We start from the raw sequence: 13,386 nt of genomic DNA on the forward strand, positions 1-13,386 counted from the left end.
AAAAAAAAAATAAAAAAAAAACATAAATAAAAAAAAAAATAAAAAAAAGTAAGAGAAATAAAAATATGCAAAAAAAATATTTAAAGAAAAATTTTCTTTTCAAAATAATTAATAATGATATTAAAAAAAATAAAATTAAAAAAATTAATACAAGATTTCCACCAGAACCAAATGGTTTTTTGCATATCGGTCATGCAAAATCAATATATTTAAATTTCAATATTGCAAAAACATATCACGGAAAATGTAATTTAAGATTTGACGATACTAATCCTAAAGATGAAAAAAAAAAATTCGTTCATGCCATTAAAAAAGATATTCAATGGTTAGGATATTTAAAAAATAAAAAAATTTTTTATGCATCAGAATATTTTAAAAAAATGTATAAATATGCAATAAAATTAATAAAAAAAAACTTAGCTTATGTCGATCAATTATCAAAAAAAGAAATAAAAAAATATCGAGGAACATTAAAAAAAAAAGGAATTAATAGTCCTTATAGAAATAGATCTATAAAAAAAAATTTAACATTATTTAAAAAAATGAAAAATAGAAAATTTAAAAGTGGAGAAATGTGTCTTCGTGCAAAAATAAATATGAAATCTAATAATATAGTTATGCGAGATCCTGTTTTATATCGTATTAAAAATATTTCTCATTACCGTACTAAAAAAAAATGGTGTATATATCCAACATATGATTTTAGCCAATGTTTGTCAGATGCAATAGAAAAAATAACTTATTCTTTATGTTCACTAGAATTTCTTGATAATAAAGAACTATATACATGGATATTAAATAATCTTAATATTAAAAATCAACCGAAACAATATGAATTTTCTAGATTAAATTTAGAGTACACAGTATTATCAAAAAGAAAATTAAAAGATCTAGTGAAAAAAAAAATTGTTGAAGGATGGAATGATCCAAGAATGCCTACACTTTCTGGATTAAAAAGAAGAGGATACACACCACAATCTATTAGAAATTTTTGTAAAAAAATTGGTATATCTAAAAAAAATCATCTTATTGAATTAAAACTTCTGGAACATTGTGTCAGAAAAGATTTAAATAAGATCTCTCATCGTTTTATGGCAGTAATAAATCCTATAAAAATAATTATTACCAATCTCTGCAAAAACTATAATGAAGAAATTATAGTAAATAATCATCCTTTATATTCTGAACACGGTAAGCACAAAATTTATTTTAATAAAACTATATATATAGATGAATCAGATTTTAAAGAAAAACCAACACCTACATATAAAAGATTAACAATTAATAAAGAAATAAGATTACGTCATGCATATATTATTAAAGCTATAAAAATTAAAAAAAATTTTCAAGGAAAAATAGAAAAAATATTCTGCACATATGATAAAAACACATTAAACAAAAATCCAAAAAATAGAAAAGTAACAGGAGTTATTCATTGGATTTCAAAAAAAAATTCTATTCCAGCAAAATTTAGATTATTTCAACCTATCTTTACAATTAAAAATCCTAATAATGAAAAAAAATTTTTAAAATATATTAATAAAAATTCAATCAAAACAAAAAATGGATTTATAGAAAAAGATTTGCTAAATCATAAAAAAATAAAATTTCTTCAATTCGAAAGAGAAGGTTATTTTCTTGTTGACAAAGCTGAAACATATAAAAACAAAAAAATCACTTTTAATAAAACTATATCTTTAAAAGATAAAAAAAATTTTATGAAAACATAAAAAAATTTTTAATATTATTGAAAAAAATAATTAATATAGATAAACATTTTTTATAAAAATCCATAAAATTTTAAAAAATACAAAATATATTTTTCAAAATATTAATTACATATAATAAATTGAAACAGGATAAAAATATTTTTCTTATTTTTTATTTTTCTAAAATAAAAACATTCATAAAAATGTTACAATTAGACTTATAAAAATATTTTAATTCCTACACTGATCAAAATAATAAATAAAAAAAAAAAAAAATTTTCATAAATATAAAAAATTCTTAGTAAAATGGATACATTTAAAAGAAATGTGAAAAAATTTAAATAAAACACTATTTTAAAAAAAAAAGAAAAAAATAAAATAAAAAAATATATAAAAATTTTTTATATATCATAATATAAAAAATTTTTTTCAGAAAAAAAATACAATACTAAATTATTTTTAAAAAATAAAAAAGAAATATTGAATTTTATTAGATAAAAAATTTATATAAAATAAAATTAATCACCAAAAAATGAGAATAATAATGTCTAAAATAAAAAAAATAATTGGTAGAGAAATAATAGACTCTCGCGGAAATCCAACAGTAGAAGCGGAAGTACATACAGAAAGTGGATATATTGGCATTGCATCCGTTCCATCTGGAGCCTCCAAAGGATCTAAAGAAGCATTAGAAATAAGAGATTCACAAAAAAGATTTTTAGGAAATGGAGTAGAAAAATCTGTTTCTTTAATTAACAATTTGATTTTTAACAATTTAGTTAAAAAAGACTCACTCAATCAAAAAAATATTGATCAAAATATGATTCAACTAGATGGAACAAAAAACAAATCAAAATTAGGTGCAAACACTATGTTAGCTGTTTCTTTAGCAAATGCAAAAGCAGCTGCAAATTTCAAAAAAATGAATTTTTTTGAATACATTTCAGAATTAAATAATACTCCTGGAAAATATTCTATGCCATTACCTATGATGAATATTATTAATGGAGGAAAACACGCAAATAACAATATTGATCTACAAGAATTTATGATACAACCAGTTTCTGCAAATAATTTTAAACATGCCGTACAAATAGGATGTGAAATATTTCACACTTTATCCAAAATATTAAAAAAAAAAAATATGAGTACCGCTGTTGGTGACGAAGGAGGATACGCTCCAAATATCAATTCTAACGAATCAGCTATTCTTTTAATTCTCGAAGCAATAGAAAAAGCAGGATATAGAATTGAAGAAGATATTACTTTAGCAATTGATTGCGCAGCTTCAGAATTATATGATAAAAAAAGAAATATATATTATTTAAAAGGAGAAAACAAAAAATTTACTTCACAAGAATTTACACATTATTTAGAAAACCTTATTAAAAAATATCCAATTTTTTCTATTGAAGATGGGCAGAATGAATCAGATTGGAAAGGTTTTGCATATCAAACAAAAATTTTAGGAAAAAAAATTCAAATTGTTGGAGATGATCTATTTGTTACGAATAATCACATTTTAAAAAAAGGAATAAAAAAAAAAATTGCAAACGCTATTTTAATTAAACCAAATCAAATTGGAACATTAACAGAAACAATCAAAACAATAAAAACAGCTAAAAAAGCAAATTATAATATAATTATTTCTCATCGTTCTGGCGAAACAGAAGATGTAACAATAGCAGATTTATCAGTTGGAATTTTAGCAGGACAAATTAAAACTGGTTCTTTAAGTAGAACAGATAGAACAGCTAAATATAATCAATTAATTAGAATTGAAGAAAAATTAGGATTTAAGAAAGCACCATATCATGGTTATCATGAATTAAAAAATAAAACAAGATAAAATCTCTATACATAGTAGTAAAATAATATATTTATTATAAATATTCTATTTTACTACAATAAATTCTTTATAAAAATAAAAGCTTTTAAAAAAAAATGAAAAATATTTAAATAATCAAAAAAATACATGAAAAAAATAAACAAGAAAAATAAAATATTAATAATTGTTGATGGAACAAATTATTTATATCGAGCATATTTTGCTTTTAAAAATCTGAAAAATAAGAATGGAGAACCAATAGGAGCAATATATGGAACATTAATGATGTTAAAAAAAATTTTTAACAAATATATGCCTAAAAAAATCATTGTTGTATTCGATCATAAAAAAAAAAATTTTCGAAATAAAATATATAAAAAATATAAATCAAATAGACCAAAAATTCCAACCAAGTTAAAAATTCAAATTAAAACATTAGTAAAAATAATTAATTATATAGGTATACCCATATTAAAAATACCAGGATTTGAAGCAGATGACATCATCGGCACATTAGTCAACAATCAAAAAAAAAAAAAAATTATTATATTAACTAATGATAAAGATATGATGCAATTAATTAATAAAAATGTAAAGATACTAAATCATCATGAACAAATCATAGGCGAAAAAGAAGTCATAAAAAAATTTAAAATTACACCAAAACTTATAAAATATTTTTTGGCAATTGTAGGAGATCGTTCAGATAATATTCCAGGAATTCCAGGTATAGGAATTAAAACAGCTCAAAAAATTTTAAAAAAATTTGAATCTCTAAAAGAGATTTATAAAAATTTAGAAAAACTATCTTTATTGAATATCCGAAATTCAAAAAAATTATCAGAAATTTTTATTAAAAATAAAAAAATTGCTTTTATATCACAACACCTAGCAACAATACAAACAAAAATACAACTGCCAATATTAAAAAAATCTTTAAAATTAAAAAAATCCAATAAAAAAAAAATATTTCAATATTTTCAAAAAAATAATTTTAAAGCATTAAAAACATCTTTTAAAAAATCTCTTTGGTTTAATCATTTAAAATAAAATTTTATAAAAAATTTTATTTTAAAATTATTGTAAAAAATTTAAAAATTCAAATATTTTTTTTATTAAATTTAAAATACCAACTATTTAACATCTTTTTTAATTCGAAAATACCAATTTTTTTTAATGAAGAAAATAGCTGTAAATTTTCTGAAATCTTCAAAGAAGAAAGTTCATTTTTAGCAAGAAAATATTTTTTTCTTCTTAAAGAAAAATTTAATTGATCGCATTTATTTAAAAGAATTAAAAAATTAATTTTTTTATAATTTAAAATATTCATAATTTCTAAATCATATCTTTTAAAAAAAAAATTAATATCTACTAAAATAACTACACCAATTAAAAATTTTCTGAAAAATAAATATTTTTTAATTTCATGAAAAAAATTTAATTTTCTAGCTTTTTTAAAATAAGAATATCCATAACCAGGAAAATCTACAATTCTAAATTTTTGATTAACTTGAAAAAAATTAATTAATTGTGTACTTCCAGGAAATTTACTTACACGTGATAATTTCTTTTTATTAGATAATATATTTATTAAAGTAGATTTTCCTGTATTTGAATATCCTAAAAAAGCTACTTCAAAACCCGAATGAATATTAATTTGATTAACATTTTGAAAACTTTTTATAAAAAATGTAGAATAAAAATCTAAAAAATTCATTTTTCCCTTATATCAAAAAAATTAATAAATACTAAAACTATTGCAATAAAAATAATATGTTAAAAAATTTAAAAATATTTAATTTACTAAAAAATTATAAAAAAAAAATTTTAAATACTGAATAAAATAAAAAAATATACTATTATATAAAGAAATATATACAAATTATATTATTAATAAAAAAAATAACAAGAATTATATTAAAAAATATAAAAATATAGGTAAAAAAAAAAAAAAAAAATGAACCAAAAATTTAGAAATATAGCAATTATTGCGCATGTTGATCATGGAAAAACTACTTTAATCGATAAATTATTACAAGAATCAGGAATTTTTAAAATACATGAAGAAAAACAAGATCGTGTTATGGATAGTAATGATTTAGAAAAAGAAAGAGGCATTACTATTACTTCAAAAAATACTTCTATTAAATGGAATAAATATAAAATAAATATAGTAGACACACCAGGTCATGCAGACTTTGGAGGTGAAGTAGAAAGAGTATTATCTATGGTTGATTCAGTTTTATTAGTAGTCGATGCACTTGATGGTCCTATGCCTCAAACAAGATTTGTTACTGAAAAAGCTTTTAAATACAATTTAAATCCAATTGTAGTAGTTAACAAAATAGATAGAAAAAATTCTAGACCAGATTGGGTAGTGAACCAAATTTTTGATTTATTTATCAATCTAAATGCTACAGATACACAATTAGATTTTCCTATAATTTATACATCTGCACTTCTAGGAAAATCAGGTGAAGATTATCAAAAATTACAAAATAATATGGATCCATTGTTTAAAGCAATAGTAGAACATACTCCTTCACCAAAAAAAAATATTGATAAAAAATTTAAAATGCAAATTTCTCAATTAGATTATGATAATTATCTTGGAATACTTGGTATTGGAAGAATTAGATCAGGATCAGTGCATACAAAACAAAAAATAAAAGTCATTAATAACGAAGGAAAAAATAAAAATGGTGAAATAAAAAAAATATTAAAATATTTTGGATTAAAAAAAATTAATGCAAAATCTGCTTTATCAGGAGATATCGTTGCTATTTCTGGTGTAGATGATATTCAAATTTCAGACACAATTTGTGACATTACAAACCAATCTCCTCTTCCAAAACTCAGTATTGATGAACCCACAGTAAAAATGTTTTTTTCAGTAAATTCATCTCCATTTGCAGGTACAGAAGGGAAATATGTCACTTCAAGAAAGATATTAGAAAGATTAAACAAAGAAAAAATGCATAATGTTGCATTAAAAGTTGAAGAAACAAAAGATTCTAGTACTTTTTGTGTATCTGGAAGAGGAGAATTACATTTATCTATTTTAATAGAAAATATGCGTAGAGAAGGATATGAACTAGAAGTATCTAGACCGAAAGTTATATTTAAAAAAAAAAATGGAATTGAAAAAGAACCTTTTGAATTTATTGTATTAGATATTCAAGAAAAATACCAAGGAACAATTATGCAATATATTGGAGAAAGAAAAGGACAAATGAAAAATATGATTCCAGATAACAAAGGAAGAGTTAGATTAGAATACATTATTTCTAGCCGTGCATTAATTGGTTTTCGATCAGAATTTGTTAATATAACAGCTGGTACTGGTTTATTTTATTCATCATTTAGTCATTATGGAAAAGTATTAAAATTGACTGTATCTAATAGAAGAAATGGAGTATTAATTTCAAATAATACAGGAAATGCTGTTGCTTTTGCTTTATTTAACTTACAAGATCGAGGAAAATTATTCTTAGGTCATGGTTCTAAAGTATATGAAGGTCAAATAATAGGAATACATAGTAAATCAAATGATTTAACCGTAAATTGTCTTACAGGAAAAAAATTAACTAATATGAGAGCTTCTGGAACAGACGATGCAATTAATTTAATTAAACCAATAAATTTAACTCTTGAACAAGCTATGAGTTTCATTAATGATGATGAATTAATAGAAATTACACCTAAAGAAATTAGATTAAGAAAAAAATTTTTAAAAGAAAACGAAAGAAAATCTGCTTCTAGAAGACAATCAATCTCTATTTAATAAATTTTTAATTAAATTTTTATATTTTATACTTTGATATAAAGTTGATAATTTATAAGAATAAATAATAATCTTTAAATCAGATATTGCGCAATTAAAGTTGTCATTAATTATTAAATAATCATATTCTAAATAATGACTAGTTTCTTGCGTAAATTTTTTCATTCTTTCAAAAATCACTTCTTTTGTATCTTGTTTTCTATTTTTCAATCTTTTCAATAATTCCTTTTTTGACGGAGGTAATACAAAAATACTTTTAGAATTCAAAAAAATTTTTTTAATTTGCCTAGCACCCTGCCAATCTATTTCTAATAACATATCTTTTCCTTGTAATAAAATAGCTTGTGTTTTTTTAAAAGAAGTTCCGTAATAATTGTTAAAAACTTTTGCATATTCTAAAAATTTTTTTTTTTTAATCATCCATTTAAATTTTTTCTTAGAAACAAAATAATAATCACATCCATGTACTTCTCCAGGTCTTCTAACACGAGTAGTATATGAAATAGACATTTTTATTTTTAAAAATTTTTCTTTTTTTAAAAAAAATTTAATCAAACTAGATTTTCCAGTTCCACTAGGAGCAGATAGAATAAAAATTCTTCCTATATTTTTCATAATATTTTTATACCGAATGAATGAAATATTAAACATTAATAATAAATCAAAAATTTAAAAAAATAAAATTATAAAAAAATAAAATAATTATCTATCTTTTTAAAAAAAAATAACTGTCTTTAATTTTATAAAATTTTTCTTTTATATAAAATTTATTTAAAACAGCTTGTGCATAAATAATATTATTGTTCATTATCATAGATGATAATAAAATACCTTTTCTTATCCAATCTTTCTGTACTTGAATATATATAAAATCTCCAGGAGAAAAAATGTTTTTTGGATGTAAACAATATAAAAACTTCAAAGTTCTTTTATTTATTTTTCGATATTTTATTTTAGATATTTGCTCTTGCCCAAGATAGCATCCTTTTATAAAACTAATACCATTCTGAAATTTATTTAAATTAATTTCTTGAGGAAAAAAATTTAATAAATTTTGAGAGTCAATAACTGGAATTTTCTCTTCAATATCTACTGATAACCATTGTCTGCTATTATTTAAATAAAGTTCATTACTAAATTTTTTTAAAAAATTTCGTAAAAAAGTATACGAAGAAATTAATATAAATCGTTCAATAATTCCTTTTATCCAAATTATAGTAGTATCATGTTCATGGATAACAAAATTTTTTTCATCCGGTAAAACTATAAAAATTTTTTTTAAATAGTAACGTGATTTTTTTCCAAGAACTCCTAAATAAAATAATTTTTTTTCTTGAGAAAATTTTGTATTAGAAAATAAAGAATATTTTTTTATAGCTTGTATTTGTTTTTTAACAACACTTTTTCTTAAAATATAAAAATAATTTTTTTGTCTTTTAAAAAGTAATAATGTACTATAAACTTTTCCTTTTTCGTTACAATGCCCGCAAAAAAAATATTTATTAGAATTCAATAAAGACATATCTGCAGTAATTTGACTTTGTAAATATTGCTTTTTTTCTTGTCCTGAAACTTTAACTAAAACCCAATCTTCTAAAGAAACAGCAGTAAATATTATTTTTTTTACTGGAAAAACTTTTTTTTCTAAAAAAATAAATTTTTTCATAAAATAATTTTCCTTATAAACATTGAATATATAAAAATATTTCTTTTTTTTTAAAATAAAGATAACATAAAATACTAGAAAATTTTAAAATTTCATTTAATAAAAAATAAAAAATAATAAAATTTTATTTAAATTTAATAGTAATATTTATATATTCAATAAAAAGATAAAAATAAATTTTCATTAATCATAATTAACGGGAAAAAAAATGAAAAAAGTAAAAAAAATTTTAAAAAAAATGAAAAAATATTATTTAAAATATAAAAAAATTAGTGAACATCTTTGAATTTAAAAAAAAAAAAAATAGATTAATAGAAATAGAAAATATTTTACAAAACAAAGAAAATTGGAAAAAAATAAATTTTATAAAAAATATTAACAAAGAAAAAAAAAATATTTATAAAAAAATTCATGTATTTAAATTTATAAAAAATACTTTAAAAGAAAATAAAAAATTATTAAATCTTTCTATAGAATTATCAGATTTATCTTTAATAAAAGATATAAATATAAAAATGAAAATAATAAAAAAAATCATTGATAAATTATATATTCAAACCATGTTTACAAAAAAAAATGATAAAAAAAATTGCTATATTGACATTCAATCAGGATCTGGAGGAATTGAAGCACAAGATTGGTCAAATATGCTTTTGAAAATGTATCTAAAATTTATTAATAGAAAAAAATTTCATGTAAAAATAATAAATATTATATATGATGAACTAAACGGGATAAAATCAGCAACATTGAAAGTTAAAGGAAAATATTCTTTTGGTTGGTTAAGAACAGAATCTGGAATTCATAGACTGGTAAGAAAAAGTCCTTTTAACACAGGAAATAAAAGACATACATCTTTTAGTTCAATATTTATATATCCTATTCTCAATAAAAAATCTCTTTTTAAATTAAAAAAATCTGATTTAAAAATAGATGTTTATAAATCTTCAGGCGCTGGAGGTCAACACGTCAATAAAACAGAATCAGCAGTAAGAATAAAACATATACCTAGTGGAATCAAAGTGCAATGTCAAAGTGACAGGTCACAACATAAAAATAAAAAAAATGCTATGAAACAAATTTTTTCTAAAATATTGCATCAAAAAACAAAACAAGACAATTTAAAAAAAACAATACTTAATAAAAAAAAAATAGATATTCAGTGGAGTAACCAAATTCGATCCTACATATTAGATGATTCTAGAATTAAAGATATAAGAACTGGAATGGAAACAAGAAACACACAAAAATTTTTTAATGGAAAAATAGATTCATTTATAAAAAAAAGTTTAAAATTAGGATTTTAAAAATGAATAAAAATGATAAAAAAAAAAATAAAGAAAGAGATTGTAGAATAAAAAAACTTACATTATTAAAACAAAATGGGTTTAATTTTCCAAATAATTTCAAAAAAAATAACGATTCTAAAAAAATCTTTTTAATTTGTCATTTAAAAACAAAAAAAGAACTTGAAATATTAAATTTTAAAGTAAAAATTTCAGGAAGGATAATAAAAAAAAGAGTTATGGGGAAAGCTACTTTTATGATATTACAAGATTCACAAGGAGAAATACAAATATATGCTAATAAAAACTCTTTTCAATCAAAAAAAAATAATTATATATTTTTTAAAAATCTAGATTTAGGAGATATTATAGGAATTCAAGGATATGTTTTTAAAACGAGAACAAAAGAAATTACTATTAAATGTAAAAAATTTATACTTTTAACAAAATCAATTAGACCATTACCAGAAAAATATCATGGACTTGTGAATAAAGAAATAAAATATAGAAAAAGATATCTTGACTTTATTTCCAATCAAAATTTAAAAAAAATATTTCAAAAAAGAACAATTTTAATTTCTTCGATTAGAAAATATATGCAAAAAAAAAATTTTTTAGAAGTAGACACTCCTATGTTACATGATATTCCTGGAGGAGCTATTGCTAAACCATTTATAACCAATCATAATTCATTAAATAAAAAAATGTACTTAAGAATTGCACCAGAATTATACTTAAAAAGATTAATAATTGCAGGATTTGAAAAAATTTTTGAAATAAATAAAAATTTTAGAAACGAAGGAGTATCTTTTAAACACAATCCAGAATTTACTATGATGGAAATATATATCGCTTATGCTGATTATAAGTATATAATGAAATTCTTAAAAAAACTAATAAAATATATTAGTAAAAAAATTCATAAAAAAAATGATTTTAAATATCAAAAAAATTATTTTGATTTAAATAAATCTTTTCAAAAATTCACTATGAAAGAAGCTATTTTAAAATTTAATAAATTTATAAAAAAATCAGATTTAGAAAATATGAATAAAATTAAAAAAATTGCTAATTTAATTAAATTAAAAATAAAAAAAACATGGAAAATAGGAAAAATTCTTACAAAAATTTTTGAAAAAACAGTAGAAAAAAAACTTATACAACCTACATTTATTACAGAATATCCTGCAGAAGTATCTCCATTATCTAGAAGAATGAATCAAAACAAAAATTTTTCTGAAAGATTTGAATTTTTTATAGGAGGATATGAAATAGGAAATGGTTTTTCAGAATTAAATGATCCTATAGAACAAAAAAAAATATTTAAAAAACAAATTCAATTAAAAAATTTAAAACATAAAAATAAAAATTATGATAAAGATTATATAACAGCTTTAGAACACGGAATGCCTCCTACAGCAGGATTAGGAATTGGAATTGATAGATTAACTATGATTTTCACAAACCAAAAAAATATAAAAGATGTAATTATGTTTCCTACTGTAAGTACAATAAAAAAATAAAATTTCAAAAAGAAGACAAAAAAAATGAAAAAATGTAATAAAAAAATAATTCCAATTAATAACATAAAAATTTTATCTTTGATAAAAAAATATAAGTCTCCACTCTGGATGTACTCTTCTGAAACTATTAAAAAACAAATATTGAAATTAAAAAAATTTGATATTATAAGATTTGCACAAAAATCTTGTTCAAATATTCATATATTAAAATTAATGAAAAGATACGGAACAAAAATAGATGCCGTTTCTTTAGGAGAAATTGAACGAGCTCTTAAAGCAGGATTTAAAAAAAACAGCAACGATATTGTATATACATCTGATATTATAGAAAAAAACACTTTAAAAAAAGTTATCAAATATAATATTCCAATTAATATTGGATCAATAGATATGATTAAAAAGATTGGAAAAAAATCTAAAAATCATAAAATATGGATAAGAATAAATCCAAGATTTGGGCATGGGCATGATAAAAAAACTAATACAGGAGGAAAAAATAGTAAACACGGAATTTGGAACACAAAATTAGCATTAAAATTAATAAAAAAATATAATTTAAATTTAATTGGACTACATATGCATATTGGATCTGGAGTAGATTATACACATTTAAAAAAAGTGTGCAATGCTATGATTCAAGAAGCAAAAAAAATAAATCTTCAATTATCTTATATTTCTGCTGGAGGAGGTCTAACAATTCCGTATAAAAAAAAAGATAAAAAGATTAATATTCATGATTACTATGAAATATGGAACAAAGCCAGAAAAAAAATCTCTAAAAATTTAAAATGTCCAATAAAATTAGAAATAGAACCTGGAAGATTTTTAGTTGCAGAATCAGGATATTTAATATCTACAATAGAAAGTATTAAAAAAGTAAAAAATAGAATATTTATATTAGTAAATGTAGGATTTAATGAATTAATAAGACCTACATTATATGGAAGTTATCATTATATATCTATTCTACCTCAAGACAACAGAAAATTAAATTATTCAAAAATGATAGATGTAATTATTGGTGGACCATTATGTGAATCAGGAGATATATTTACACAAAAAAAAAATAATAAAATTTATACTATAAAAATACCAAAAGTCAAATGTGGAGATTTTTTAATATTTCATGATGTAGGTGCATATGGTGCTTCTATGTCTTCTAATTATAATAGTAGACCACTAATTCCAGAAATTCTAATAAAAAAAAATAAAATCATTCAAATTAGAAGACGCCAAACAATACAAGAAATGTTATCTTTAGAAATATAAAAAATTTTATTTACTGTATCAAAAAAATATACAATTAAAATCATTTTCTTAAAAAATTATATTTTTCTATAAAAATTTTTTTATAAAAAATTATTATCTAATAAATTAAAAAAATTATTTATTAAAAAAATATACATTTTATAAAATTAAAAATAAAAAATATTAATATATTCTTTCTGAAAAGAAATTTTTATTTATAAAAGTAAAATGAAAATTTTAATACCATTTATTTTAAAAATGATATAATTTTAGAAATTATATAAAATAATACGAAAAATAAAAATCGTTATTTATCTAATATTTTGATTTTTTTTTAAAAAA

10 protein-coding genes are annotated in these 13,386 nt (G+C 20.2%); 7 read left to right on the forward strand and 3 right to left on the reverse strand.

The window, feature by feature from the left end; all coding sequences use genetic code 11:
* The first annotated feature begins 65 nt into the window (after positions 1-65).
* The 3 genes from AB4W52_RS01490 to AB4W52_RS01500 all read left to right on the forward strand — a co-directional run bounded on the left by AB4W52_RS01490 (position 66) and on the right by AB4W52_RS01500 (position 4,587).
* Entirely contained in the window at positions 66-1,730 is a 1,665-nt protein-coding gene (locus AB4W52_RS01490) for a glutamine--tRNA ligase/YqeY domain fusion protein (protein ID WP_367675188.1), read from the forward strand.
* Between the two features lie 523 nt (positions 1,731-2,253).
* Entirely contained in the window at positions 2,254-3,558 is a 1,305-nt protein-coding gene (eno, locus tag AB4W52_RS01495) for a phosphopyruvate hydratase (RefSeq protein WP_367675189.1), read from the forward strand.
* 126 nt (positions 3,559-3,684) lie between these two features.
* Positions 3,685-4,587 (forward strand): 5'-3' exonuclease H3TH domain-containing protein, encoded by a 903-nt coding sequence (locus tag AB4W52_RS01500; RefSeq protein WP_367675190.1) that lies wholly within the window; start codon positions 3,685-3,687, stop codon positions 4,585-4,587.
* 49 nt (positions 4,588-4,636) lie between these two features.
* Here the strand turns inward: AB4W52_RS01500 and yihA are convergent, their stop codons facing one another.
* Complete coding sequence (yihA, locus tag AB4W52_RS01505; RefSeq protein WP_367675191.1) at positions 4,637-5,254, reverse strand: ribosome biogenesis GTP-binding protein YihA/YsxC; 618 nt, start codon at positions 5,252-5,254, stop codon at positions 4,637-4,639.
* Positions 5,255-5,494: 240 nt separating this feature from the next.
* Here yihA and typA point away from each other — a divergent pair, with 240 nt between their 5' ends.
* Positions 5,495-7,321, forward strand: coding sequence for a translational GTPase TypA (gene typA / locus AB4W52_RS01510; RefSeq protein WP_367675192.1), 1,827 nt, complete (start codon positions 5,495-5,497; stop codon positions 7,319-7,321).
* On the opposite strand, the gene gmk is transcribed toward typA, so the two are convergent.
* Together gmk and ygfZ are read right to left on the reverse strand one after the other, a co-directional pair.
* Entirely contained in the window at positions 7,307-7,936 is a 630-nt protein-coding gene (gene gmk / locus AB4W52_RS01515) for a guanylate kinase (protein ID WP_367675193.1), read from the reverse strand. The two genes, typA and gmk, sit on opposite strands and share 15 nt — an antisense overlap.
* A gap of 91 nt (positions 7,937-8,027) precedes the next feature.
* Positions 8,028-8,987, reverse strand: a complete 960-nt coding sequence (gene ygfZ / locus AB4W52_RS01520) for a tRNA-modifying protein YgfZ (RefSeq protein ID WP_367675194.1) — start codon at positions 8,985-8,987, stop codon at positions 8,028-8,030.
* Between the two features lie 208 nt (positions 8,988-9,195).
* Here ygfZ and prfB point away from each other — a divergent pair.
* From prfB to lysA, 3 genes are all read left to right on the forward strand, one after another.
* Positions 9,196-10,294, forward strand: a protein-coding gene (gene prfB / locus AB4W52_RS01525; protein ID WP_367675195.1) for a peptide chain release factor 2 whose coding sequence is annotated in 2 segments (ribosomal slippage) — positions 9,196-9,246 and positions 9,248-10,294 — 1,098 coding nt in all. Because the reading frame shifts where the segments join, the coding sequence is not laid out codon by codon here.
* A 2-nt stretch (positions 10,295-10,296) separates the two neighbouring features.
* Entirely contained in the window at positions 10,297-11,796 is a 1,500-nt protein-coding gene (gene lysS, locus AB4W52_RS01530; RefSeq protein ID WP_367675196.1) for a lysine--tRNA ligase, read from the forward strand.
* A 24-nt stretch (positions 11,797-11,820) separates the two neighbouring features.
* Positions 11,821-13,065, forward strand: coding sequence for a diaminopimelate decarboxylase (gene lysA, locus AB4W52_RS01535; RefSeq protein WP_367675197.1), 1,245 nt, complete (start codon positions 11,821-11,823; stop codon positions 13,063-13,065).
* The last annotated feature ends 321 nt before the right edge of the window (positions 13,066-13,386 follow it).

This window comes from Buchnera aphidicola (Chaetosiphella stipae setosa) (assembly GCF_964059095.1).
GTDB lineage: Bacteria > Pseudomonadota > Gammaproteobacteria > Enterobacterales > Enterobacteriaceae > Buchnera_J > Buchnera_J aphidicola_BP.